The following is a 24,554-nucleotide window of genomic DNA, read 5'->3' as shown; positions in this document are numbered from 1 at the left end:
CGACGTACGACGAGCAGGATGAGCGCCATGAGCACCCCGAACCCGCAGGACGTCGTGCACTGGGCCGACGGCGCGCCGCTGACCGGCTCCCCCCTCGGCTGGGCCGACGTGACCAACCCCGCCACGGGCCGGGTGACCGGCCGCGTCGCGCTGGCCAGCGAGGAGGACGCCGCCGCCGTGATCGGCGCCGCGTCGCGCGCCGCCGCGCCGTGGGCGGCCACCTCGCTCGCCCGACGCACCCAGGTCCTGTTCGCCTTCCGCGAGCTGCTCAACAGCCGCAAGGACGAGCTCGCCGCGATCGTCAGCAGCGAGCACGGCAAGGTGCACTCCGACGCGATGGGCGAGATCGCCCGTGGCCTCGAGGTCGTCGAGTTCGCGTGCGGCATCTCCCACCTGCTCAAGGGCGGGCACAGCGAGAGCGCCTCGACCGGCGTCGACGTGCACTCCAAGCGGGTGCCTCTGGGCGTGGTGGGCATCATCAGCCCGTTCAACTTCCCGGCGATGGTGCCGATGTGGTTCTTCCCGATCGCGATCGCGGCGGGCAACACGGTCGTGCTCAAGCCCAGCGAGAAGGACCCGAGCGCGGCCAGCTGGATCGCCGCGCTCTGGCAGGAGGCCGGGCTCCCCGACGGCGTGTTCAACGTCCTGCACGGCGACAAGACCGCGGTCGACACGCTGCTCACCAGCCCCGACGTGCAGGCGATCAGCTTCGTCGGCTCGACCCCGATCGCGGAGTACGTCTACGAGACCGCGAGCCGCCACGGCAAGCGCGTCCAGGCCCTCGGCGGCGCGAAGAACCACATGGTGGTCCTGCCCGACGCCGACCTCGACCTGGCCGCCGACTCGGCCGTCAACGCCGGCTACGGCAGCGCCGGCGAGCGCTGCATGGCGATCAGCGTCCTCGTCGCGGTCGACCCGATCGGCGACGAGCTCGTCGCCCGGGTCGCCGACCGCACCCGCACGCTGCTCATCGGCGACGGCGGTGCCGACGCCACGGCCGCGGGCGAGGGCAAGGAGGCCGACATGGGTCCGCTCGTGACCCGGGCCCACCGCGACAAGGTCGCCTCGTACATCGACTCCGGCGAGGCGGCCGGCGCCAAGGTCGTCGTCGACGGGCGCGACGTCGCGGCCCGCGGCGGCTCCGACGACGTGGCCGAGGGCTTCTGGCTCGGGCCCACGCTGTTCGACGAGGTCACCCCCGACATGGAGATCTACCGCGAGGAGATCTTCGGGCCGGTGCTCTCGGTCGTGCGGGTCGCCAGCTACGACGAGGCGGTCGCGCTGGTCAATGCCAACGAGTACGGCAACGGCACGGCCGTCTTCACCAACGACGGCGGGGCCGCCCGCCGCTTCGAGGCCGACGTGACCGTCGGGATGATCGGCGTCAACGTGCCGGTCCCGGTGCCGGTCGCCTACTACTCCTTCGGCGGCTGGAAGCGCTCGCTGTTCGGCGACACCCATGCCCACGGCACCGAGGGCGTGCACTTCTTCACCCGCGGCAAGGTCGTCACCACCCGGTGGATCGACCCCGCCAACCGCCCCGAGGGCGGCCTCGAGCTGGGATTCCCGCGCAATGACTGACCCGACGACGGCCTCGGACCTGGCCGGCACCCACGACGCCGCCCGGACCTACGAGCTCGACCGCGCCCACGTCTTCCACTCCTGGTCGGCGCAGGCCGAGATCAGCCCGATGGTCGTCACCCGCGCCGAGGGCAGCCACGTGTGGGACGGCGAGGGCCGGCGCTACCTCGACTTCTCCTCCCAGCTGGTCTTCACCAACCTCGGCCACCAGCACCCGCGCATCGTCGCGGCCATCCGCGAGCAGGCCGCGCACCTGTGCACGATCGCCCCGGCGGTCGCCAACGGCGCCCGCTCGGAGGCCGCCCGGCTGATCGCGAGCCACACCCCCGGCGACCTCGACCACGTCTTCTTCACCAACGGCGGCGCCGACGCCAACGAGCACGCCGTACGCATGGCGCGGCTCCACACCGGCCGGCACAAGGTGCTCACCACCTACCGCAGCTACCACGGCGGCACGCACCTCGCGGTCAACATGACCGGCGACCCGCGCCGGTGGGCCAGCGACCAGGGGTCGACCGGCACCGTGCACTTCTTCGGTCCGTTCCTCTACCGCAGCCCGTTCCACGCCACCAGCGAGGCCGAGGAGTGCCAGCGCGCGCTCGAGCACCTCGAGCAGGTGGTCGCGCTGGAGGGGCCGGCGACGGTCGCGGCGATCGTGCTGGAGGCCATCCCCGGCACCGCGGGGATCATGGTCCCGCCGCCGGGCTACCTGGCCGGGGTGCGCGAGATCTGCGACCGGCACGGCATCGTGCTCGTCGCCGACGAGGTCATGTCGGGCTTCGGGCGCAGCGGGCGGTGGTTCGCCGTCGAGCACGGCGACACCGTCCCGGACCTGCTGACCTTCGCCAAGGGCGTCAACTCCGGCTACGTCCCGCTCGGCGGGGTCGCGATCAGCGGCGCCATCCACGCGACGTTCGCCCACCGCGCCTACCCCGGCGGGCTCACCTACTCCGGGCACCCGCTGGCGTGTGCCGCCGCCGTCGCGACGATCCGCGCGATGGAGGACGACGACATCGTCGGTCGCGCCGAGCGGCTCGGCGCCGAGGTGCTCGGGCCCGGCCTGCGCGAGCTGGCGGACCGGCACGAGTGGATCGGCGAGGTGCGCGGCACCGGCGCCTTCTGGGCCGTCGAGCTGGTCGGCGACCGCGGCACGCGCGCCCCGCTGGCACCCTACGGCGGCTCCAGCCCCGAGATGGCCGCCATCGTGACGGGCTGCCAGGAGCGCGGGATGCTGCCGTTCAGCAACTACAACCGCATCCACGTCGTGCCGCCGCTGACGACCAGCGACGAGGAGGCCCGCGAGGGCCTGGCGATCCTCGACGCGGCGCTGACCGCGGCCGCCGGCTGACCGACGACGTGCCCCGCCCCCACCGGCACGCCACCGCCTACGAGCGGCACGCCCCCGACCCGCGGCTCGTCGACCGGTCGCTCGCGGGCAGCCGCCTCGGTGCGTTCTGGCTCGACGACGTCGGCGCGAGACCGGCCCACGACCCGCTGACCACCTCCACCCGCGCCGACCTGACCGTCGTCGGCGGGGGCTACCTCGGCCTGTGGGCGGCGGTGCACGCCAAGCGCCGCGATCCCGGCCGCCGGGTGGTGCTGCTCGAGTCGCAGACGGTCGGGTGGGCGGCCTCGGGGCGCAACGGCGGCTTCTGCGAGGCCTCGCTGACCCACGGCGAGGACAACGGGCGCTCGCGCTGGCCCGAGGAGTACGACGTCCTGGAGCGGCTGGGCGAGGCCAACCTCGACGCGTTCGAGGCCGACGTCCGCGACCTCGACCTGGCCTGCGAGTGGGAGCGCACGGGCGCGCTGTCGGTGGCGGTCGAGGAGCACCAGGTGGAGTGGGTGCGCGAGTCCGCGCACGTCCTCGACCGCGCGCAGGTGCGGGCGGCGATCGACAGCCCGCTCTTCCTGGCCGGCGAGCGCGAGCCCGCCACCGCGCTCGTCCATCCCGCCCGGCTCGCCGCCGGCCTGGCCCGGGCCGCCACCGACCTCGGCGTCGAGGTGCACGAGCACTCGGCCGTGACCGGCGTACGCCGCGAGGGCGGTGTCGTCGAGGTGTCCACCGCCCGCGCCACCGTCACGTCCGACCAGGTGGTCCTGGCCACCGGCGTCTTCCCGGGCCTGCTGCGCCGCAACCGGCTGATGACCGTGCCGGTCTACGACTACGTGCTCGTCACCGAGCCGCTCACCGCCGACCAGCGCGCGTCGATCGGCTGGGCCGGGCGCGAGGGCCTCGGCGACCTGGCCAACCAGTTCCACTACGCCCGCCTGACCGCCGACGACCGCATTCTGTGGGGCGGCTACGACGCGATCTACCCGGCCGGCGGTCGGATGCACGTACGCCACGAGGACCGGCCGGACAGCCACGCGCGGCTGGCCTCGCACCTCCTCGCCACCTTCCCCCAGCTCGAGGGCATCCGCTTCACGCACCGGTGGGCCGGCGCGATCGACACCTCCACGCGGTTCGCGGCGTTCTACGGCACGACCCACGGTGGCCGGGTGGCCCACGCTGCCGGCTTCACCGGCCTCGGCGTCGCCGCGACCCGATGGGCCGCCGAGGTGCTCCTCGACCTGCTCACCGGCCGGCCGACCGAGCGCACCGAGCTGCGGATGGTGCGCGAGCGCCCCCTCCCCTTCCCTCCGGAGCCCCTCGCGTCCGTCGGCATCAACCTCACCCGCTGGTCGCTCGACCGCGCCGACCACCGCAACGGCCGGCGCAACGCGTTCCTCCGTGCCCTCGACCGGGTCGGGCTCGGCTTCGACTCCTGAGCCGACCACACCGCGTCCGGCGACGTGGGGCACGCGCTCCGGGTGACAATCGACCTCGCGGATCGGGAACCCCCCGACCTGAGCGGACAGTAGTGGGTTGTGAGCACAGGACATCGTGACCTCCGCCGGAGGCTGCGCCAGGGAGACCGGGCCGCGTTCGACGCCGTCTACGCCGAGCACGTGGACGGCGTCTTCACGCTGGCGCACCGCCTGACGGGCCACTGGGCGACGGCGGAGGACGTCACCTCGGAGACGTTCCTCGCCGCGTGGCGCACCCGCGAGTCGATCACCGACGACGACCGCCCCCTGCGGCCGTGGCTGTGGGGCATCGCGACCAACCAGGCGTTGAACGCACGCCGCAGCCGTCGCCGGTTGACGACGTTCCTCGCCCGTCGTCCACGCGACGAGTCGGTGCCCGACCTCGCCGACGAGGTGGTGGAGCGCCTCGACGAGGCGGACGTGCTGGCCCGGGCCGCCCGGGTGATCGGGTCCCTGCGCCGAGCGGAGGCAGAGGTCGTCGCGTTGTGCGTGTGGTCGGGACTGACCTACGCCGAGGCCGCGGAGTCCCTCGGCGTGCCGGTCGGCACCGTGCGGTCCCGGTTGTCGCGCGCCCGCGCCCGGATGCGCGAGCTCGTCGCCGATCCCGACCCTCCATCTGCTCGACCGCCGACCTCGCCCGCCGCCTGCGGCCCCGTGCACCCCACGGGGCCCGTCCCACCCGTCCGACCCGTCCGAGGAGGACGACCGTGACCCGCGACCTCGACGAGCTCCGGCGCAGCCACCCCGCGCCCCACGACATCACCCTGTCCCCCCTCCACCGCGCCCGCCTCCGCTCGCGCGTGGACCTGGCGATCGACCGGCACGAGGCCCGGCGCAGGGTCGTACGTGGCATCGCCGCGCCGGCCACCGTGCTCGCCTGCGCGACGGCGGTGGCGACGGTGGGCGTGCTCGCCCTGACCGGCGACTCGCCTGCACCCCGGCCCGAGGCGACGCGCGCGGTCATGACGTCGCTGGCCGCGACCCGGGTGCTCGACGGTGCCGCCGACCGGGCGCTCGCCTCGCCGGCGGCGACGGTGCGCGAGGACCAGTTCGTCTACACGCGCAGCGCCGTGATCGCCAACGAGGGCAGGCTCGGCGAGGACGTCGTGCTGGGGCCGGTCCGCGAGCGGGAGACCTGGCTGGGCCAGGACCCGGGCCCCTTCGGCTGGCAGGACGACCTGATCCGTGAGCTCGGACAGGACTGGCCGCTCGAGTCGGGCGGACCGTCGCCCGCCGGCGCGCGCCGCCCGACGTACGCCTGGCTCGCACAGCTGCCCACCGACCCGGACGCGCTCCTCGACGTCCTCGACCGCGCGGCGGTGCCCGTCGACGGCCAGGAGCAGCAGCAGGCGACGTTCGAGCTCATCGGCTCGCTGGTGTCGGAGCAGCTGGTGCCACCCGACACGGCGGCGGCGCTCTACCGCGCCGTCGCCCGGATCGACGGGGTCGAGGTCGAGCGCGGCGCCACCGACGCGCTGGGGCGCCGCGGGGTCGGCATCACCCGCACCGACGCGCGCTTCCGCACCCGTACCACGTGGATCTTCGACGCGAGCACCTACGAGCTGCGCGGCACGCGATGGTTCTTCACCCACCCCGACGGATCGCCCGACACCCTCTTCGGCGCCACCGCCGTGCTGGAGACCGCCGTGGTGGACAGTGCCGGCCAGGCACCCGGCTCGAAGACCTGACCCCCGACCTCCGCGCCCTGGCGGCCGCTGGACACGTCCCGTCCCCGCTAGGACACCCGGATCCGGGCCGTTGAGCGGGGACGTACCCGCTCCACCCCAGTCCCGGCGTACGCCCCGGCGCCACGGTCCGACTGGACGACGCTGCACGGGTCCGGCGCGCCCACTGGACACGTCCCGTCCCCGCTAGGACACCCGGATCCGGGCCGTTGAGCGGGGACGTACCCGCTCAACCCAGCCCGCGCGTACGCACCGACGGGCCGCCGAGGGAGACCGCCACCCGGGTCGAGCTCAGCCCCGGAGGCCGCGTACGGCGGGAAGGACCTGCTCGCCGAGGTCGGCGAGGAAGCGCTGCTGGTCGTGGCCCGGGCCGTGGAAGACGAGGTGGTCGAAGCCGGCCTCGACGTAGGGGCGGACGGCGTCGACGACCTCGTCGGGGGTCGTGGCGACGATCCAGCGCGAGGCGACCTGGTCGAGGGGCAGCCGGTCGGCGGCGGCGGCCATCTCGACCGGGTCGTGGAGGCGGTGCTTGTCCTCCGCGCTCAGCGACAGCGGAGCCCAGAAGCGGGTGTTGTCGAGCGCCTCCTCGCGGGTGGCCGCGTAGGACAGCTTGATCTCGATGAGCCGGGCGAGGTCGCCCGGCGAGCGCCCGGACGCGGCGAGGCCCTCGTCGACGGCCGGGAGCAGCTTGTCGGTGTAGAGGTCCATGCCCTTGCCGCTGGTGCAGATGAAGCCGTCGCCGACGCGGCCGGCGTACTTGGCCATCTGCGGCCCGCCGGCCGCGATGTAGATCGGGACGCCGCCCTCGGGGCGGTCGTAGACGGTGGCGTCGACGGTGCGGTAGTGATCGCCCTCGAAGGTGACCCGCTCACCGGCCCACAGCGCGCGCATGAGTCGTACGGCCTCGCGCAGCCGGGCCCAGCGCTCGCGGAAGTCGGGCCAGTCCTGCAGCCCGACGGAGATCTCGTTGAGCGCCTCGCCCGTGCCCACCCCGAGCACCACGCGCCCCGGGCTCAGCAGCGCGAGGGTGGCGAGCTGCTGGGCGAGCACGGCGGGGTTGTAGCGGAACGTCGGGGTCAGCACGCTCGTGCCCAGCACCACGCGCTCCGTACGCTCGCCCATGGCCGCGAGAGCGACGAGTGCGTTCGGCGCGTGGCCGCCGTCGTGGCGCCACGGCTGGAAGTGGTCGCTGACCCAGACGCTGTCGAGGCCGACCTCCTCGGCCCGCACGCCGAGCTCGACGAGCTCGCGCGGGCCGAACTGCTCAGCGGATGCCTTGTAGCCGACGGAGAGGGGGGTCACCGCGCCATGGTGGCACGGTGACCCCGATCCCGGAGTGACTCGCGGGAGGTCAGGCTGCCGGTGAGTAGTCGACCAGGCCGGCGCGCAGGTCGGCCAGGATCCGCGTGAGCACGCGGGAGACCTGGGCCTGGGTCAGGCCGACGGCGTCGGCGATCTCCTGCTGGGTCTGCTCCTGGAAGTAGCGCAGGCGCACGATCCGGCGATCGCGTGCGGTGAGCCCGCCCATGAGCGGCTCCAGCATGAGCCGGGCCTCGGCACGCGCGATCGCACGGTCCTCCGCACCCAGCAGGTCGCCGAGCGTCGAGGACCCGTCGGACACCGGTGCGTCCAGCGAGGTGGGGGTGAAGCAGCCGTCGGCCGCCAGCGCCTCCACGACGCTGTCCGGGTGCTCGCCGAGGTGCTCGGCGATCTCGCTGGGGCGAGGCGAGCGGCCGTGCATGGACTCCAGCTCCTCCTTCGCGCCCGCGATGCGGGTCTGCAGGTCCTGGACCCGGCGCGGGGGCCGGACCATCCACCCGGAGTCGCGGAAGTGGCGGCGGAGCTCGCCCCGGATCGTCGGCACCGCGAACGACAGGAAGTCGTGCCCGGCGCCGGGATCGAAGCGCTGCGCGGCCTTGGTCAGCCCCAGCAGGGCGACCTGCTCGAGGTCGTCGAGGTCGATGCCGCGGTTGCGGTAGCGGGAGGCCATGCTGCGGGCGACCGCGGCGTTGGTCTCGATGAGCTGACGGATCAGCTCGTGGGCGTCCGCGTCGCCGAGGGCGCCTCGGAGGTCGTTGACGATGGCGTCGGTGCGGCGTGCGCGGGCCTTGCCCTCGAGGGGCTGGACGGGACGGGACTCGACGAGGGCGGGTCCAGCGGGGCGTTCAGTAGCGATCGACATGATGACCACGTGCTCGCTTTCGTGCGTGGATGGTGCTTGCCGTGGTCTCCAGCAAGGACGATCACCTCCACGGTCGCATGGTCTGGACCAGCGCGACAGCCGGAAAGCGAACTCACCCGTCAGGACGAGTGGCGCAGCAAGGTCTGTCCAGGGTTCTCGCCGAACACCTGGCGGTACTCCGCGGCGAAGCGGCCGGGGTTGAAGAAGCCGAAGCGGGCCGCGGCGTCGCCGACGTTGGACACCGATCCGTCGCGCAGCGCCTGGTGGACCAGGTCGAGGCGGACCCGGCGCAGGTAGGCGTGCGGGGTGCAGTCGAGGTGGCGACGGAACGCGTACTGCAGCGACCGCGGCGTCACCGAGCAGGCGCGCGCGATGTCGGAGAGGGTGAGGTCGCCGCCGGCGCGCTCGTCGATGAGGCGCTGCGCGCGGCGCACCGTGGCCTGCGTGGCGTCGCCGACGTCACGGGCTGCCATCGCGTCGGTCACCAGGTTGTTGTCGAACGTGTGCAGCAGGCTGTTGGCCAGCAGCCGGGACGACTCGACCCGGGCCAGCGAGTCGACCGGCGCGGACAGCGGGGCACTGAGCCGGTCGACGACGGCGCGCCACTGGGCCGCCGCGGCGGGCGAGCGGGGCACGTAGCGGGCGAAGGTGAGGTCGGCCGCCGTCTTGTCGAGGTCGATGTCGGCGATCGCGGAGTCGAGCGCCTCGGCCGACACGCTGATGTTGCGCACGTCGTAGCCGTTGCCCCTGCCGCTGAAGGGCATGTCCCAGCCGGCCGCCAGCACGGTGTCGCCCTCCCGGCCCTGGTCGGTGACCGAGTCGCGGGTGTACTCGAGCTCCCCGGCGAACACGTCGACCACGACCAGCGTCGGCATGGCCTCGGCGTCGAAGCGGACGGGGGCGTCGATCTGGAGCCGGTCGAACGACACCGAGCCCCGGGTGCGCCGCTGGTGGTGCACGGTGCCCATCTGGCCGCCCAGCCCCAGCGAGGCGCCGTAGGCCGTGTCGAGCCACTCGCGCGCCTGCTCGCCGTCACCCTCGAAGTCGAAGGACTCGGCGACTCCTCGTCGGATGCCTTGACCCGGCACGGGCACCTCCAGCGTAGGACGTGCGGACGACCCGTGGCTTGAGTCCACCGTGAGAATAGCCCACGATCCCCTCGCCTGCCCAGCGAGGGCACGAACCCACCGGTCTGTAGAGTGGCCTCGCTCGAACCGTCGAGCTCCGCCCTGTGTCCGCGGACCTACGTCATGTGAAGGTGACGATGTCTGGGACACCCCTACCCGAGGGCGGGTCGACGCCTCCCGCCGACCCCCTGCGCGACGAGGTCGCGCAGCTGCACGAGGCCGTGAAGTCGCAGCGCGACATCGGCATGGCCATCGGCCTGCTGTCGGCGCGGTACGCCTGCAGCACCGAGCAGGCGTGGCGCACGATCGTGCGCGTCTCGCAGGACAGCAACACCAAGGTGCGCGCGGTGGCGCGGGTCCTGGTGTCCACCCACGACGGCACCGCATCCGAGGCGGACCGCGAGACGCTGGCGCGGTTCGTGGCGCACCTGCCCGCGTCGGGGTGGCCGGAGGGGCAGCCGGCCGGGGAATAATCCGGTCCATGAACATCGACGACGCCGCGCTGGCAGACAGCCTGCGGCGACTCTCCCAGCCGCGCGAGGACGACGGGAGCATCGTCTCGGCGCTGCAGGTCGTCGTCGCGGCGTGCGTGGACCTCTTCGGCGTGGACGGCGCCGGGATCCTGATCGCCGACGAGCAGGACATCCTCGTCTACGCCGCCGCCAGCGACGGTCCCGGCCGGATGCTCGAGCAGACCGAGGCCGAGGCCGGCGAGGGGCCGTGCACGGAGGCGTTCGTGCAGGGGACCGTGGTGGGCAGCCGCGACGTGACCGGCGAGGTCGAGCGGTGGCCCGTGCTGGCCCGGGCGATGGCCGCCCAGCCGGTGCGCGCGGTGCTCGGCACGCCGGTGCTGATCGGCGGGGTGCCGGTCGGCACGCTCGACGTCTACCGCAGCCGGCCCCACGACTGGGACGACAGCGAGGCGGCTGCGCTGGGGCGCTACGCCGAGATCGTCTCGACCACCCTCGCTGCCGCCCTCCAGGCCCACACCGCCGGCGAGCTCGCCCGGCAGCTGCAGTACGCCCTCGACTACCGCGTGCTGATCGAGCGGGCCGTGGGCTACCTGATGGCCAAGCTGTCGCTCGATGCCGTCGGCGCCTTCAACGCCCTGCGCCACGCCGCCCGCAGCAGCCGCACCAAGATCGGCGTCGTGTCGCAGCACGTCCTGGACACCGGCTCGCTCCCCGACTGAGGCCCCGGGCCGGACGGCCCGAGGCGCGGGCCCCCTCCCTGGGGATGGACCCGGGCCAGATCGCACCGGCGATCGTGCATGACCCCTCCGCGCGCGGGTACGGCTCCGCGTGACCACCTCCGACCTGACGACGGACGCGCCCGCGCCCGCCGCCGCACCCGTGCCGCGTCCCCGCACCGGGCGCCTCGTCGTCGCCTCGGTGCCCGCCAACCACGTCTACGTCCGCCACCTCGCGCCGGAGGACGGCTCGGGGCCGGTACGCCTGCCCGACCCGCGTCCCGCCGGTGCGGCGGCGACGCAGCAGTGGTGGCCGCCGGTCATGCTCGACCCCGCATGGGTCGCGGACCACGACTTCGACGTCTTCCACCTCCACTTCGGCTTCGACGCCCGCAGCCCTGCCGACCTCGAGGAGCTCGTCGCCGCGCTGCGCAGGCGCGGCAAGCCTCTGGTGTTCACCGTCCACGACCTGCGCAACCCCCACCACCTCGACCGCGAGGCCCACGACCGCCACCTCGACGTCCTGGTGCCCGCCGCCGACGCCCTCGTCACCCTGACCGCCGGAGCGGCCGCCGAGATCCGCGAGCGCTGGGGCCGCGACGCGGTCGTGGTGCCGCACCCGCACGTCGTTCCGTTCGAGACGATGCGGCGCGCCGCCGCGATGCGCGAGGTGCGCCGCCGCGGACCCCGCACCCGAGAGTTCCGCGTCGGTATGCACGTCAAGAGCCTGCGCGCCGGGATGAACCCCCACGCGCTGCTGCCCGTGCTCGTCGAGACCGTCCGCGACCTCCCCGGCGGGGTGCTCCAGGTCAACGGCCACCGCGACGTGCTGCTCCCCGGCGGGGCGCGGTACGACGCCGCGCTGGCGGAGGCGCTGCACGACCACGCCGCGCGGGGCGAGGTCGACCTGCGGGTCCACGACTTCCTCGACGACGACGCGCTCTGGGCCTACCTGGCCTCGCTCGACGTCTCGGTGCTGCCCTACCGGTTCGGCACCCACAGCGGGTGGCTCGAGGCGTGCCGCGACCTCGGCACCGCCGTCGTGGCGCCCTCGTGCGGCTACTTCGCCGACCAGGGCCCGGTGCTGACCTACGGCCACGACGATGCGCACTTCGACGCCGCCAGCCTCACCGCCGCGCTGCGCGAGGCCCGTGCCGGGCGCGCCCACGCCCCGGTCGAGGTGGACGAGCGCCGTCGCCAGCGCGCGGCGATCGCCGTCGCGCACGCGGCGGTCTACGACGAGGTGGTGGGTCAGCGGTGAGGATCTGCCTCATCGCCTCGAGCCGCTACCCCATCCGCGAGCCCTTCGCCGGGGGTCTGGAGTCGATGACCTGGACGACCGCACGGGGCCTGGCCGAGCGCGGCCACGAGGTCACGCTCTTCGCCGGCCCCGGCTCGGACGCCTCCCTTCCAGTGCGCCTCCTGCCGCTGGCGTCGGTCGAGGTGAGCGCGGCCGCGATGGCCGACAAGTTCGCCCCCGGGCACGGCTGGCTGGCCGAGCACCACGCCTACCTCGCCCTGATGCTGACCCTCGCGCGCACCGGCGCCGAGGACTACGACGTGGTGCACAACAACAGCCTCCACCACCTGCCCATCGCGATGGCGCCGGCCGTCGACGTGCCGATGCTCACCACGCTCCACACGCCGCCGCTTCCGATGATCGAGTCGGCCCTTGCGCTGTGCACCCGCCCGCCGCGCTTCGTCTCGGTGAGCGAGTGGACCGCCACCTCCTGGCGGCACGCGGTCGACAGCGACGTCGTGCTCAACGGGCTCGACCTGCGCGACTGGCCGGCCGGCCCGGGCGGAGGCCCGGCCGTGTGGTCGGGCCGCATCGTGCCCGAGAAGGCGCCGCACCTGGCGATCGCGGCCTGCCGCCTCGCGGGCGTACCCCTCGTGGTCGCCGGGCCGGTGCAGGACCAGTCCTACTTCGAACGAGCCGTCGCCCCCCTGCTCGGCGACGACGCCCGCTATGCCGGGCACCTCGCGCAGCGCGAGCTCTCCGCGCTGCTGCGGCAGGCATCGGTGGCGCTGGTGACGCCCATGTGGGACGAGCCCTACGGGCTGGTCGCCGCGGAGGCGATGGCCAGCGGCACGCCGGTCGCGACCTTCGCCCGCGGCGGGCTCAGCCAGGTCGTGTCGCCGCAGGGCGGCGTCCTGGCCGCCCCCGGCGATGTCACCGCCCTCGCCGAGGCCGTCGTCGCGGCGACGAGCCTCGACCGGCGCGCGGTCCGTGCCCACGCCGAGTCGACGTGCAGCGCGGACGCGATGGTGGAGGGTTACCTCGACCTCTACGCCGAGCTCGCCCGGCGGGACGACGCGGCGTGAGCGCCCCCACGCCCATGCCCATGCCCATGCCCGCGCCCGCGCCCGGGGGAACGATCGGCTACTACGTCCACCACGTCGGCAGCGGGCACCGCCACCGCGCGCAGGTCCTCGCTGCGCGGCTGCGCCGTGAGGGCGTCGCGGTCACCGGCCTGTCCTCGCTCGAGCGCCCGGCCTCGTGGGTCGGCGACTGGGTCCGCCTGCCGCACGACGACGACGCCAACCCCCGCGACGTCACGGCCAACGGCCACCTCCACTGGGCGCCGCTGCTGCACGACGGCACCCGCTCGCGCGCCGCCGCCGTCTCCGCCTGGCTCGAGGAGGCGCGTCCCGACCTGCTGGTCGTCGACGTCTCCGTCGAGGTGCTGCTGCTCGCCCGGCTGCACGGGATCCCTGCCGTCGGCGTGGTGCTGCCCGGGCGCCGCGACGACCCGGCCCACCTGCTCGGTCTCGGCGTCGCCGAGGTGCTCGTGGGCTTCTGGCCGCGGGCCGCCCGCGACATGACCCCCGGCCTGCCCGACGACCTGCGCGAGCGGCTGGTGCCCGTCGGCGCGCTGTCGCGGCACCCGGTGCGCCCGGCGCTGCCCAACCTGCCGCACTCCGGCGAGCGCACCGTCGCGCTGATGCTGGGCTCGGGCGGCCACGACGTGAGCCCCGACGACGTACGCTCCGCCCGGCGCGCCACACCCCGCTGGCGCTGGCACGTGCTGGGCGCCGACCGCGACACGTGGGTCGACGACCCCTCGGCCGCGCTGGCGGGCGCCGACGTCGTGGTCACCCACGCGGGCCAGAACGCGCTCGCCGAGACGGCGGCGGCCCGCCGTCCGGCCGTCGTGCTGCCGCAGCAGCGTCCCCACGACGAGCAGCGCACCACCGGCGCCGTGCTCACCCAGGGCTGGCCGGTCGTGGTGCGCACGGCCTGGCCGCAGGCCGAGGACTGGACGGCCGTCCTCGACCGCGCGGCCGCACTCGACCCGCGGCGCTGGACGCAGTGGGTCGACGGCTGGGCGTCCGACCGGTTCGCCGACGTCGTGCTCGCCACCCGCGACGACGTCCGCGCGAGGACCTCGTCGTGACCCGCGTCGCCGTCGTCACCATCGCCCACGGCCGCCACGCACACCTCGCCGCGCAGCACCGCTCCCTCGCCCGCGGCACCGCGCGACCCGACACCTACCTCGTCGTCGCCATGGCCGACCCCGGGATCGTCGACGAGCGCGTGGACGGCCTGGCCCGCGACGTCGTCCGGATCGACCGGGGGCCCGGTGGCCGCCTGCCGTTGGCCGCCGCGCGCAACCTCGGGGTCCGCACCGCGATCGACGACGGCGCCGACGTCGTGGTGCTGCTCGACGTCGACTGCCTCGCCGGGCCCGGCCTCGTGGCGTCGTACGCCGACGTGGTGACGACTCGGCCGGGCTCGATCTGGTCCGGGCCGGTGACCTACCTCCCTCCCCCGCCGCCCGGCGGCTACCCCGCCGACCCGGCCGGCCTCACGGCCTGGGACGACCCGCACCCGGCCCGGCCCCGCCCTGCGCCGGGAGAGCTGGTCGAGCAGCTCGAGCCCGACCTGTTCTGGTCGCTGTCGTTCGCCGTGGCCACATCGACGTGGGAGCGGCTCGGCGGGTTCTGCGAGGACTACACCGGCTACGGCGGCGAGGACACCGACCTGGCCCGCTCGGCGCGCGCCCGCGGCATCGGCCTCGGCTGCGTCGGCGGTGCCCGCGCCTACCACCAGCACCACGCGGTGAGCAGCCCGCCGGTCGAGCACCTCGACGACATCCTGCGCAACGGCCGGCTCTTCCACGAGCGGTGGGGCGAGTGGCCGATGACGGGGTGGCTGGAGGAGTTCGAGCGGCGGGGACTGGTGCGCCGCGAGGATGGGCACTGGACCCGGCACACCCCCGATCAGGACCCCGAGCAGACCCCCGAGCAGCACGCAGCGAAGGAGACCGCATGAGCACGACGACCCGGACCGTGGCCGCGACCCCCGAGCAGGTGTGGGAGGTGCTGTGCGACGGCTGGCTCTACCCCCTCTTCGTCGTCGGCGCCTCACGGATGCGCGACGTCGACGAGACGTGGCCCGCGGTGGGCTCCCGGCTGCACCACAGCGTCGGCACCTGGCCGCTGCTCATCGACGACACCACCGAGGTGCTCGAGGTCGAGGAGGCCGAGCGGCTGCTGCTGGTGGCCCGCGGCTGGCCTGCGGGACAGGCGCAGGTCGAGTTCGTGCTGCGCCCCGACGGCGACTCGACGGTCGTCACCATCAACGAGGACGCCACGGCCGGACCCGCCCTCCTGATGCCCAAGCCGCTGCGCGACGTCCAGCTGCACTGGCGCAACGTCGAGACCCTGCGGCGACTCGCGTTCGTGGTGGAGGGCCGGACGCAGTGAGCCCCGGCTCGTCCGGCACCTGGGACGCCGTCGTCGTCGGCGCCGGGCCCAACGGGCTCGTCGCGGCCAACCTGCTCGTGGACGCCGGCTGGCGGGTGCTGGTGCTCGAGGCCCAGCCCACCCCGGGCGGCGCGGTGCGCAGCGACCGCGAGGTCCACCCCGACTTCGTCCACGACACGTTCAGCGCCTTCTACCCGCTGGCCGTGGCGTCGCGCGCGATCGCCGACCTGCGGCTCGAGGAGCACGGCCTGGCGTGGGAGCACGCTCCCGCCGTGCTGGGCCACCCCTTCGGCGAGGAGAGCTGGGCGGTCCTGCACCGCGACCGCCACCTCACCGCGGCCGGGCTCGACGAGCTCCGCGCCGGGGACGGCGACGCATGGCTGGACCTCTGCGGCACGTGGGACCGCATCGGCCCCGCGCTGGTCGACGGACTCACCTCGCCGTTCCCGCCGGTGCGCGCCGGGGCCCGGCTCCTCCCCGCCATCGCCCGCGCCGGCGGCCTCGACACCGTGCGCCGCCTGGCCACCCCGGTCTCCTCGCTGGGGCGCGAGCTCTTCGCCGGCCCCGCTGCGGCGCTGCTCCTCGCGGGCAACGCCGGGCACGCCGACTTCCCGCTCGCCTCGCCCGGGTCGGGGGTCTTCGGGGTGCTGATGACGATGCTGGGTCAGACCGTCGGCTTCCCCGTCCCGCGCGGCGGCGCGCAACAGCTCACCGACGCGCTCGTCGCCCGCTGCACCAGCCGCGGCGCCGAGCTGGTCACCGACGCCGAGGTGACCGCCGTCGACGTCCGCGGCGGCCGCGTGGCCGGCGTACGCGCCCGCGACGGCCAGTCCTACGCGACCCCCGTCGTGCTCGCTGACGTCTCCGCCACCCGCCTCTTCGGCGGGCTCGTCGCCGAGGAGCACCTGCCCGACCGGCTGGTGCGCGGCATGCGTGACTTCGAGCTCGACCCCGGCACCGTGAAGGTCGACTGGGCGCTCTCCGGGCCGGTGCCGTGGCGCAACCCGCCGGCGCACGCACCGGGGACGGTCCACGTCGCCGACTCGGTGGAGGAGATGACGCAGACGCTCGCCCAGGTCTCCTCGGGGGTCGTGCCCGACCGCCCGTTCCTGCTCACCGGCCAGATGACCACCAGCGACCCCACCCGCTCCCCCGCCGGCACCGAGTCGTTCTGGGCCTACGCCCACGTCCCCCAGCCCGACCGGACCCGCAGCGACGCGGGCGGCGAGGTCGCCGGCACCTGGGACCACGACGACACGCAGCGCTTCGCCGACCGCATGCAGGCGCGCATCGAGGCGGTCGCGCCCGGCTTCGGCGACGTCGTGCTCGAGCGCCGCGTGCTCGGCCCGCACGAGCTGGAGGCGCGCGACGCCAACCTCGTCGGCGGCGCCGTCAACGGCGGCACCTCGCAGCTGCACCAGGAGCTCGTCTTCCGCCCCGTGCCGGCCATGCGAGGGCGCGCCACCACCGGCCTCCCCGGGCTCTACCTCGCGTCGGCGTCGGCGCACCCCGGCGGCGGCGTGCACGGTGCCGCCGGCGCCAACGCCGCGCGCGCCGCGCTCTGGCACCGGCGCACCCGTCGGCTGCCGGGGCGCTCGTCGTCCCCCTCCCCGTCTCCGTCAGAATCGTCGTCGACCTCCCCCTCGTCCGTCTCGACCTCACCCAAGGGCCCGCGTTGACCGACCACATGACCTTCGGGTCGCTGACCATCGCCTTCGACGACCGCGTGCTGCGCCCGCGGGAGTGGACGGCCGCGCAGTCCGACTGGGCGGCCGAGCTCGCGGCCGCCGCCCCCGGCGGCACCGTGCTCGAGCTCTGCGCGGGCGCGGGGCACATCGGCCTGCTGGCCGTGGCGTCGTCCGGACGTCGCCTGCTGTGCGTCGACGCCAACCCGGTCGCGTGCGACTACGCCCGCGCCAACGCCCTCGCGGCCGGCATGGCCGACCGGGTGGAGGTGCGCGAGGGACGCCTGGAGGAGGCCCTGGAGCCCGGGGAGACCTTCCCCCTGATCATCGCCGACCCGCCGTGGGTGCCGCGCGAGCAGACCAGCCGCTACCCCGAGGACCCGCTCACCGCGATCGACGGGGGCGACGACGGCCTCGACGTGGCGCGCGCCTGCCTGACGGTCGTCGACGAGCACCTGGCTCCCGGCGGCTCGGCGGTGCTGCAGGTCGGCACCCGGGCCCAGACCGACGTGCTGCGGCAGGAGCCGTGCTTCACCGAGGGTCGGCTCGCGATGGTCGAGGTGCGACAGCAGGTGCGTGGCGTGCTGGCCCGGGTCGACCGCGCCTGAGCCGAGGATCGGTGCTCAGGGGCGCGGGATGACCTTGTGGGTCCCGTCGCACCAGGGCAGCCGGCTCGACTTCTCGCACCGGCACAGCGCCACCACGGGCCGGTCGACGGCGTGGACGGTGCCGTCGAGGTCCTGCACCGACTCCGCGCCGCGCAGCAGCATCGGCCCGTGCGGCACCAGCACCACGTCGGGGTGGTCGAAGTCGCGCGCGGTCACCTGTCCACGCCCCAGGCGGTCAGCATCGCGGTGGCGAAGCGGGCCTCGACGTCGAGGCAGGTGAACGCGCCGAAGAGGATCTCGGTGAGCTGGTCGGGCTCGTCCTCGGCGAGGGTCCCGCAGATGTCGCGGGCCGCGAGGTGCTCGTGGATCGCGTCGGCCTCGACGTGCTCGTCGTAGTAGGCCGACATCGGCCCGTCGAGCTCGACCCGCTCGAGGCCCTGCACCATCTTGCGCGAGGGCAGCGAGCTGGTCATCTCGAACGCCGCGAGGTGACCCATCGCGGCGCCGCGCAGACGGCGGTGCAGCCCGAAGAGCGAGCCGGCGTTGTTCATCTCGAGGTTCTCGGTGATCGCGTCGTCGACGTAGGCGCCGTACTCCGCACGCAGGCCGACGGCCTCGAGACCGCGGGCGAAGAGGTGGGAGTGCAGCCGGTTGGGGTCGCCGTCGCCGTACTCGTCGAACTGCAGCGCCATCAGCGCCGCCTTCGCCCGCACGGGCAGCCGGGGCACGACGAAGGCCGACGGGTCGGACTCCTTGAGGTGGTAGACCGAGCGCTGCCGCAGCAGCTCGAGCACCTGCTCGCGGTCGGCGTGCCGGCGGACGTGGTCGGCCAGCGACGGCCCGTCGTCCGCCGCGACGAGGTCCTCGAGCGCGGTCGGCACGTCGTCCGGAGCGGGCTCAGAGGAGGCGGAGGCCTCGGCCCACCGCGCCCGCAGCCGGTCCTCGAGAGCGGTCTCGAGGTCGCGGCGCACGGCGAGCAGCTCGGGGTCCCACTCGGCGCGGTCGTCGGCGTCCTCGAAGCCGCGGAACGACAGCTCGTGCAGCGTCCACAGCGAGATCGCCTCGTCGTCGCGGGAGTCGGCCTCGGGGGCCGGGCGCCCGAGGCCCGGCTCGGCGAGCCGGGCGACGAGCCACTCGCTCAGCACGCCTCGCGGCTTGGGCAGCCTCACGGTCGGAACACCACCTTGACCATGCCGTCCTCCTTGTCACGGAACTGCCGGTAGGCCTCGGGTGCGGCGTCGAGGTCGAGGTGGTGGGTGGCGAACGACTCGACGCCGAGGACGTCGTCCTCCTGCTGCAGCAGCGCGAGGATGTCGTCGCTCCAGCGGCGCACGTTGGCCTGACCCATCCGCACCTGGACCTGCTTGTCGAAGAGCTGGAACATCGGCAGCGGATCGGTGGGGGCGCCGTAGACGCCCGAGATGCTGATCGTGCCGCCGCGGCGCACGCTGTCGATGCAGCTCATCAGCGCGGCGAGGCGGTCGACGCCGAAGTTGAGCATGACCTTCTCCTGCACCTTCCTGGGCAGCAGGCCGAGCGCCTTCTGGGCGGTCTCGGCGACCGGCGAGCCGTGCGCCTCCATGCCGACCGCGTCGATGACACCGTCGGCGCCGCGGCCGTCGGTCAGCCCGCGCACCGCGTCGCCCACGCCGTCCACCTCGGTGAAGTCGATGGTCTCGGCGCCGCGACCGTGGACGCGGGCCAGCCGCTCGCGCACGGAGTCGACGACGATGACGCGCAGGCCGCGGTGCAGGCCGATGCGGGCCGCCATGTCACCGATCGGGCCGGCGCCGACGACGAGCAGCGTGCCGCCGGGCTCGACCTCGGCGTACTCCACGGCCTGCCAGGCGGTGGGCAGCACGTCGGAGAGGAAGAGGAAGCGGTCGTCGGGCGGGCCGTGCGGCACCTTGATCGGCAGCGTGTCGCCGAACGGCACCCGCAGGAGCTCGGCCTGGCCGCCGGGGACCTGGCCGTAGAGCTTGCTGTAGCCGAAGAGGCTGGCACCGGTGCCGGTGTCGGTGTTCTGGGTGGTCTCGCACTGGCTCTGGAGGCCGCGGTTGCACATCCAGCACGTGCCGCAGCTGATGTTGAACGGCACCACGACGCGGTCGCCCGGGGTCAGGCTGGTCACGGCCGACCCGACGTCGCGCACGATGCCCATGGGCTCGTGGCCGACGACGTCGCCCGGCGCCATGAAGGGCGAGAGCGGGTCGTAGAGGTGCAGGTCGGAGCCGCACAGCGCGGTCGAGGTGATCTCGACGACGACGTCGGTGCGCTCCTCGATCGCTGCGTCGGGGACCTCCTTGACCTGCATGTCCTGCTTGCCCTGCCAGGTGACTGCCTTCATCGAGCAAAGACCTCCTCGGTCGGTCGTGGCCTCGTGCGCGGTCGTCGCGCACCCGGTCGTCCACCCCAGTGCCCCGGATGGCGCCGTCCATGCGTGGGGCTGCTCACCCGCGCATGGGCCGGCGGGCGCCGGGGAATCAGTGGAGCCGACCGCGCAAACCGACCGAACGAGAGGTGACCCGTGCCCGGCGACCGTGAGCCGACCGACCAGCCGACCGACGAGCCGACCGACGCGGACCGCGCCCAGCGGATCGCCGACCTCGCGACCTCCCGGGGGTTGCGGGTCGCCGCCGCGGAGTCGCTCACCGCGGGCCGGATCTCGTCCTTCCTCGGCCGGGGCGAGGCGGCCAGCGAGTGGTACCGCGGCGCGGTCGTCGCCTACGACGAGGAGGTCAAGTTCGAGGTGCTGGGCGTGACCCGCGGGCCCGTCGTGACGGCGCGGTGCGCGCAGGAGATGGCGGCCGGTGCGCGCCGGCTGCTGGGCGCCGACGTCGCGCTGGGCATCACCGGCGTGGGCGGGCCGGGACCGCAGGAGGACCAGCCGGCCGGCACCGTGCACCTCGCGATCGCCACCGGCGAAGGCACCCGCGAGCTCCTCGTCCGGCTCGGCGGCGATCCCTCCGAGGTGGTCGCCGCGGCGACGAGCCTCGCGCTCGACGAGCTCGCCGACGAGCTGTCGCGCGTACCGGCCAGCAGCTCCTGACCCGCCCGTTGGCAGGTGGTGGCGCGGCCGGACCGTCTGTGAACCTCAGGGCATGGACGACACGCCCTCCCCCGAGCACCGACGGCCCGACGGCGTCACCGACGAGACCGTGGAGGCGGTGGGCAAGCTCTCCGCCGCCCTCGACCACGTCGAGGACGCCCGCGGGCACCTCTACGCCTTCCACCGCCTCATGGGCAGCGCCGAGACCACGATGGAGGAGGCCACGGCGCTGGTGCGCGAGGCCGGCCACGACGAGCTGGCCGACGCCCTCGACCGCGACGTCCTCGGCCAGAACCCGCTCCCCGGCATGTGGTCGTTCCAGATGGTCGAGGCCTTCGACGACGGCTTCTACGCCCGCACCAAGGGCCTGCACCAGCGCATCCTCGACGAGCTCATGGACGGCCGGCGCCACGTCTTCGAGGCGGAGACGAAGGAGCAGCTCCGCACCCGCGGCAGGGAGGGCCACGAGGCGCGCCCCGCCGACGTCGAGGGGCACCCGGAGTTCGACGACTGAGCGCCCGGGCGGGCGTACGCGCGTGGCGGGCGTACGCCCGGTCCGCCCGACTTGGTGAGGAGTCGGGCGGGCGTACGCGGCGCGCATGGCCGGCGTACGCCCGATCCGCCCGACTTGGTGAGGGAGTCTGACACCTGGAGGGGGTTGCAACCCCCTCCAGGTGACGGAGTCCCCGCTCGAGCGGGGACTCCGACGACGCCGACGACGACGCCGACGACGCCGGGAACGCCGACGAAGCCGAGAAGCGAGCCCCGGGCTCAGGCCTGGTCGCGCAGCTGGGGGAGGACGTCGGAGCCGTAGGCGGCGAGCATGTCGGCGTAGTGGGGGCCCATGTTGGCGACGTAGACCTCGGTGAACCCGGCGTCGACGAAGGGGGCGTAGGCCGCCACGTGGTCGGCGACGTCGGGGCCGAAGGCGCCCTGCTCGGCGAACGCCTCGCGGGTGACGAGCTCGCTGGCCTGCTCGAAGTGCTGCGGGCTGGGCAGCACCTGGCTGAGCTCACCGGGGACGCCGGAGTTGGGCCACAGCTCGTAGGCCGCGTCGATCGCGGCGTCGCGGGAGGGGCCCCAGGCCACCTTGAAGCCGGCCTGCGTCGGGGCGTCGGCGCCCTTGGCCGCGCGGAACGCCTCCACCGACTCACCGTCGGGCTGGGTGGTGATGAACCCGTCGGCGATGCGGCACGCGACGTCGAGCGCCTTCGGACCGAAGGCGCTCATGTAGATCGGCGGCGGCTGGTCGGGGAGCGTGTAGATGCGGGCGGTGTCGACCGTGTAGTGCCGGCCCTCGCGGGAGACCACCTCGCCGGTCCACAGCTCGCGGATCACCTCGACCGCCTCCTCGAGCATCTCCAGGCGCTGCTCGGCGTGGGGCCAGCGGTCGCCGAGCACGTGCTCGTTGAGCGCCTCGCCCGTGCCGACGCCGAGGGTGAACCGCCCCTCGCCGAGCAGCACCGCCGACGTCGCCGCCGCCTGGGCGACGATCGCCGGATGCGTCCGCACGGTGGGGCAGGTGACGGCGGTGGTGACCGGCAGGTCGCAGACCTGGGCGATCGCGCCGATCATCGACCAGACGAACGGCGACTGCCCCTGGGCGTTGGTCCACGGGTGGAAGTGGTCGCTGATCCACAGGCTGTCGAAGCCGGCGCGCTCCGCCAGCCGCGCCTGCTCGAGCAGCTCGTCGGGGGCGTACTCCTCACACGAGAGGAAGTAGCCGAAGCGCGTCATCGCGCAGCGTGGGCCGCGAGGCGGGGCCGGGGGCCCTCGGGCTCGGGCGACATCAGCAGCCCGTGCTGGATCGCCCACAGGACGGCCTGCGAGCGTGACGTGACCTCGATCTTGGAGTAGGCGCCGCGGATGTAGGACTTCACCGAGTTGATGCTGAGGTTGGTCTCCTCGGCGATCTCGCGGTTGGCCTTGCCGGCCGCGATCATCGAGAGCACCTCGGTCTCGCGCTGGGTGAGCGGCCACTTCTCGGCCGCCGCCTTCTCGGCCTCGGCCTGGCCGGTCCACGCGTCGACCACGACCCGGCCGTCGGCGATCTGGAGCAGGTTCCACACGAGGCGCCGCGCCGGCAGCCACTTGCTGACGAAGCCCGCGGCACCGCGCGACATCTCGGTGGACACCGCCTCGGGGCTGCAGTCCCAGCCGAACGCGACCATCCGCGTCGGGAAGCGCTGGGGGGCGGGGCGGACGCCGGCGGTGCGGCGGTGGGGTTCGTAGAGGGTCAGGTCGCACAGCGGTGCGGGGCCGTCGACCCGGTGGGACACCACGGTGACCAGTGCGGAGTGGGGCTCGAGCATGGCGCGCAGGCCGTGCACGACGAGCTCGCTCTCCTCCATGATCGCCACCTTGACGTGGCGCGTGACGGGGGCATTGGGTCGTTGCATGAGGGGGTAGTACCCCGAAGGGCGTGGCGCATGCACGGGGCCTTGTGAACGGTCGCGGTCAGGTCAGCAGTGCGCGGGCGACGCTGGCCGCCTCGGTCTCGGTGACGCCGGCATCGGCAGCCGCGGCGACCAGCATCCGCGCCGCCGCGTCGGTGGTCACCGCCATCCGCGCCGCGACCAGCCCGACGGCCACGTCGACCAGCCGCTGCTCGCGCAGCCGCTCGGGGGCCAGCTCGGCCCGACGCAGGCTGTCGAAGCCCAGGTCGGCGTTGGTCACCGCGCCGGCCTGCCACACCCCGAGGGCCTCCACGAGCCCGTCGATGCGGTCGCGGAACGCGTAGGTGGTGGAGGCGTAGAGGTCGATGGTGAGCACGGCCCTGCCGTGCTCGACCACCGGCAGCGACACCGTGCTGGCGATGCCGTCGAACGCGCGCTCGCGGGCCATGTCGGCCCAGTCGAGCTCGTCGAGCGGATGGGACGGGCCCGGCGTCGCAGGCCCGGCGCCGGCACGCTCGCCGTCCCCGTGGTGGGCACCCTCGGTCGCGGCGCGGTCGACGAGGGTGAAGGTGAGGTCCTCGTCGAGCAGGGTGACGCTCAGCGCGACGCAGTCGGGCACGGATCGCACGGCCCAGCCCTCGATGAGCCGCAGCAGGCCCTCCATGTCGTCCACCGTCAAGGTGACATACTCGTCCAACGCCTCCCGGCTTTGCGGCAGCAACTCCACGGCGATCCCCTCGACATCGGTGTTGGCTGAACTTCGATGCTCCCCGTCCGCCCATGGCCTCGCCACACCCGCTCGGGCGATGATGCATGCCCTCTCCCCGACCGGGGTACGACGCGCCTGTGAGCCCTGAGACCCAGCACCCCGTCGTCGTCCTCGACCTGGACGGCACCCTGGTCGACTCGGTCTACCAGCACGTCGTCGCGTGGCACGCGGCGTTCCGCGACGTCGGCCTGCACGTCAGCGCGGTCCGCGTCCATGAGGCCATCGGCATGGGCGGCGACCGGCTCGTCGGACACGTCGCCGGGGATGCCGCCGAGGCCGCCGTCGGCGACGACGTGCGCAAGTTGCACGACGACTACTTCGCGTCCGCCCTCCGCACCGTGCGCGCCCTCGACGGCGCCGCCGACCTCGTCGAGTCGCTCGCCGGCCACGGCCACCGGCTGGTGCTGGCCAGCTCGTCGGAGGCCCCGCTCGTCGACGAGATGCTCGACATCGTCGGCGTCCGCCGCCACCTCGCGGCGATCGTGACCGGGTCGGACGGGGCGGCGACCAAGCCGGCGCCCGACATGGTCGCGCTCTCGGTCGAGCGGGCGGGTGGGGGCACGTCGGCGGTCGTCGTGGGCGACGCCGTGTGGGACGTGCTGTCCGCCGAGGCCGCCGGGCACGCGTCCATCGGGATGCGCAGCGGCGGCATCAGCGGCGAGCGGCTGACGTCCGCCGGCGCGTCGTGGGTCTACGACGGCCCGCGCGACCTGCTGACCCGCCTCGAGGGCGGTCCGCTCCGGTTGCCCTGACGCCCCGCCC

General features: G+C 74.3%; 26 protein-coding genes. 17 read left to right on the top strand and 9 right to left on the bottom strand.

The annotated features are described in order from the left end of the window. Positions 1–27: 27 nt before the first annotated feature. The 5 genes from AC3X7Z_RS08390 (at position 28) to AC3X7Z_RS08370 (ending at position 6,080) form a co-directional block, all read left to right on the top strand. A complete protein-coding gene (locus AC3X7Z_RS08390) occupies positions 28–1,581 on the top strand; it encodes a CoA-acylating methylmalonate-semialdehyde dehydrogenase (RefSeq protein WP_489975633.1) in 1,554 nt (517 codons plus the stop codon). After that, on the top strand, positions 1,574–2,929 hold the full coding sequence (locus AC3X7Z_RS08385; RefSeq protein WP_489975632.1) for an aspartate aminotransferase family protein: 1,356 nt from the start codon (positions 1,574–1,576) through the stop codon (positions 2,927–2,929). Before AC3X7Z_RS08390 ends, AC3X7Z_RS08385 begins: the two co-directional genes overlap by 8 nt. An 8-nt stretch (positions 2,930–2,937) precedes the next feature. Next, positions 2,938–4,353: an NAD(P)/FAD-dependent oxidoreductase gene (locus AC3X7Z_RS08380; protein WP_489975631.1), complete on the top strand. Its 1,416-nt coding sequence runs from the start codon at positions 2,938–2,940 to the stop codon at positions 4,351–4,353. 99 nt (positions 4,354–4,452) lie between these two features. Further along, positions 4,453–5,103 carry an RNA polymerase sigma factor gene (locus tag AC3X7Z_RS08375; RefSeq protein ID WP_489975630.1) on the top strand — a complete coding sequence of 217 codons (651 nt, stop codon included), beginning with the start codon at positions 4,453–4,455 and terminating at the stop codon, positions 5,101–5,103. Next, the gene (locus AC3X7Z_RS08370) at positions 5,100–6,080 is read left to right on the top strand and encodes a CU044_5270 family protein (protein WP_489975629.1); all 981 of its coding nucleotides are present in this window, start codon (positions 5,100–5,102) and stop codon (positions 6,078–6,080) included. The genes AC3X7Z_RS08375 and AC3X7Z_RS08370 overlap by 4 nt, the downstream gene beginning before the upstream one ends. 288 nt (positions 6,081–6,368) lie before the next feature. Here the strand turns inward: AC3X7Z_RS08370 and fgd are convergent, their stop codons facing one another. The 3 genes from fgd to AC3X7Z_RS08355 all read right to left on the bottom strand — a co-directional run bounded on the left by fgd (position 6,369) and on the right by AC3X7Z_RS08355 (position 9,347). Continuing rightward, positions 6,369–7,379, bottom strand: coding sequence for a glucose-6-phosphate dehydrogenase (coenzyme-F420) (fgd, locus tag AC3X7Z_RS08365; protein WP_489975628.1), 1,011 nt, complete (start codon positions 7,377–7,379; stop codon positions 6,369–6,371). Positions 7,380–7,428: 49 nt separating this feature from the next. Then, positions 7,429–8,259 carry a sigma-70 family RNA polymerase sigma factor gene (locus AC3X7Z_RS08360; protein ID WP_489975627.1) on the bottom strand — a complete coding sequence of 277 codons (831 nt, stop codon included), beginning with the start codon at positions 8,257–8,259 and terminating at the stop codon, positions 7,429–7,431. A 119-nt stretch (positions 8,260–8,378) separates the two neighbouring features. Then, positions 8,379–9,347 (bottom strand): helix-turn-helix transcriptional regulator, encoded by a 969-nt coding sequence (locus tag AC3X7Z_RS08355; RefSeq protein WP_186340050.1) that lies wholly within the window; start codon positions 9,345–9,347, stop codon positions 8,379–8,381. A gap of 176 nt (positions 9,348–9,523) precedes the next feature. On the opposite strand from AC3X7Z_RS08355, the gene AC3X7Z_RS08350 reads away from it, so the two are divergent. From AC3X7Z_RS08350 to AC3X7Z_RS08310, 9 genes are all read left to right on the top strand, one after another. Further along, positions 9,524–9,859 (top strand): ANTAR domain-containing protein, encoded by a 336-nt coding sequence (locus tag AC3X7Z_RS08350; protein WP_186340049.1) that lies wholly within the window; start codon positions 9,524–9,526, stop codon positions 9,857–9,859. Between the two features lie 8 nt (positions 9,860–9,867). After that, positions 9,868–10,578: a GAF and ANTAR domain-containing protein gene (locus AC3X7Z_RS08345; protein WP_186340048.1), complete on the top strand. Its 711-nt coding sequence runs from the start codon at positions 9,868–9,870 to the stop codon at positions 10,576–10,578. Between the two features lie 109 nt (positions 10,579–10,687). Continuing rightward, entirely contained in the window at positions 10,688–11,836 is a 1,149-nt protein-coding gene (locus tag AC3X7Z_RS08340; RefSeq protein ID WP_489975626.1) for a glycosyltransferase, read from the top strand. After that, the gene (locus AC3X7Z_RS08335; protein ID WP_489975625.1) at positions 11,833–12,900 is read left to right on the top strand and encodes a glycosyltransferase family 4 protein; all 1,068 of its coding nucleotides are present in this window, start codon (positions 11,833–11,835) and stop codon (positions 12,898–12,900) included. Before AC3X7Z_RS08340 ends, AC3X7Z_RS08335 begins: the two co-directional genes overlap by 4 nt. 20 nt (positions 12,901–12,920) lie before the next feature. Further along, entirely contained in the window at positions 12,921–13,973 is a 1,053-nt protein-coding gene (locus AC3X7Z_RS08330; RefSeq protein WP_489975624.1) for a glycosyltransferase, read from the top strand. Then, positions 13,970–14,851 carry a glycosyltransferase family 2 protein gene (locus tag AC3X7Z_RS08325; protein ID WP_489975623.1) on the top strand — a complete coding sequence of 294 codons (882 nt, stop codon included), beginning with the start codon at positions 13,970–13,972 and terminating at the stop codon, positions 14,849–14,851. The genes AC3X7Z_RS08330 and AC3X7Z_RS08325 overlap by 4 nt, the downstream gene beginning before the upstream one ends. Then, positions 14,848–15,285 (top strand): SRPBCC family protein, encoded by a 438-nt coding sequence (locus tag AC3X7Z_RS08320; RefSeq protein ID WP_206054487.1) that lies wholly within the window; start codon positions 14,848–14,850, stop codon positions 15,283–15,285. Before AC3X7Z_RS08325 ends, AC3X7Z_RS08320 begins: the two co-directional genes overlap by 4 nt. Then, positions 15,282–16,964 carry a phytoene desaturase family protein gene (locus tag AC3X7Z_RS08315; protein WP_489975622.1) on the top strand — a complete coding sequence of 561 codons (1,683 nt, stop codon included), beginning with the start codon at positions 15,282–15,284 and terminating at the stop codon, positions 16,962–16,964. Before AC3X7Z_RS08320 ends, AC3X7Z_RS08315 begins: the two co-directional genes overlap by 4 nt. Beyond that, a complete protein-coding gene (locus AC3X7Z_RS08310; RefSeq protein ID WP_241005299.1) occupies positions 16,961–17,578 on the top strand; it encodes a methyltransferase in 618 nt (205 codons plus the stop codon). Before AC3X7Z_RS08315 ends, AC3X7Z_RS08310 begins: the two co-directional genes overlap by 4 nt. 15 nt (positions 17,579–17,593) lie before the next feature. Here the strand turns inward: AC3X7Z_RS08310 and AC3X7Z_RS08305 are convergent, their stop codons facing one another. From AC3X7Z_RS08305 to AC3X7Z_RS08295, 3 genes are read right to left on the bottom strand one after another with little or no spacing between them, the layout of a single operon-like run. After that, the gene (locus tag AC3X7Z_RS08305; RefSeq protein WP_241005298.1) at positions 17,594–17,794 is read right to left on the bottom strand and encodes a CDGSH iron-sulfur domain-containing protein; all 201 of its coding nucleotides are present in this window, start codon (positions 17,792–17,794) and stop codon (positions 17,594–17,596) included. Beyond that, on the bottom strand, positions 17,791–18,747 hold the full coding sequence (locus AC3X7Z_RS08300; protein WP_489975621.1) for an iron-containing redox enzyme family protein: 957 nt from the start codon (positions 18,745–18,747) through the stop codon (positions 17,791–17,793). Before AC3X7Z_RS08300 ends, AC3X7Z_RS08305 begins: the two co-directional genes overlap by 4 nt. Next, entirely contained in the window at positions 18,744–19,925 is a 1,182-nt protein-coding gene (locus AC3X7Z_RS08295; protein WP_186340043.1) for an alcohol dehydrogenase catalytic domain-containing protein, read from the bottom strand. Before AC3X7Z_RS08295 ends, AC3X7Z_RS08300 begins: the two co-directional genes overlap by 4 nt. A gap of 180 nt (positions 19,926–20,105) precedes the next feature. On the opposite strand from AC3X7Z_RS08295, the gene AC3X7Z_RS08290 reads away from it, so the two are divergent. Both AC3X7Z_RS08290 and AC3X7Z_RS08285 read left to right on the top strand, forming a co-directional pair. Beyond that, positions 20,106–20,627: a CinA family protein gene (locus AC3X7Z_RS08290; protein WP_186340042.1), complete on the top strand. Its 522-nt coding sequence runs from the start codon at positions 20,106–20,108 to the stop codon at positions 20,625–20,627. A gap of 52 nt (positions 20,628–20,679) precedes the next feature. Beyond that, entirely contained in the window at positions 20,680–21,141 is a 462-nt protein-coding gene (locus AC3X7Z_RS08285) for a hypothetical protein (protein WP_186340041.1), read from the top strand. Between the two features lie 257 nt (positions 21,142–21,398). Here AC3X7Z_RS08285 and AC3X7Z_RS08280 read toward each other — a convergent pair whose 3' ends face one another. From AC3X7Z_RS08280 to AC3X7Z_RS08270, 3 genes are read right to left on the bottom strand one after another with little or no spacing between them, the layout of a single operon-like run. Beyond that, positions 21,399–22,364, bottom strand: a complete 966-nt coding sequence (locus AC3X7Z_RS08280) for a TIGR03557 family F420-dependent LLM class oxidoreductase (RefSeq protein ID WP_489975620.1) — start codon at positions 22,362–22,364, stop codon at positions 21,399–21,401. Continuing rightward, positions 22,361–23,026 (bottom strand): helix-turn-helix transcriptional regulator, encoded by a 666-nt coding sequence (locus AC3X7Z_RS08275; protein ID WP_186340039.1) that lies wholly within the window; start codon positions 23,024–23,026, stop codon positions 22,361–22,363. Before AC3X7Z_RS08275 ends, AC3X7Z_RS08280 begins: the two co-directional genes overlap by 4 nt. Positions 23,027–23,084: 58 nt before the next feature. Beyond that, positions 23,085–23,702, bottom strand: coding sequence for a hypothetical protein (locus tag AC3X7Z_RS08270; protein WP_186340038.1), 618 nt, complete (start codon positions 23,700–23,702; stop codon positions 23,085–23,087). A 167-nt stretch (positions 23,703–23,869) separates the two neighbouring features. Between AC3X7Z_RS08270 and AC3X7Z_RS08265 the strand changes: the two genes are divergently transcribed. Beyond that, positions 23,870–24,544, top strand: coding sequence for an HAD family hydrolase (locus AC3X7Z_RS08265; protein WP_186340037.1), 675 nt, complete (start codon positions 23,870–23,872; stop codon positions 24,542–24,544). Positions 24,545–24,554 lie beyond the last annotated feature (10 nt).

The sequence above is a fragment of the Nocardioides sp. Z24_21 genome (genome assembly GCF_058134345.1).
This window is presented reverse-complemented; position numbering and strand designations above follow the sequence as displayed.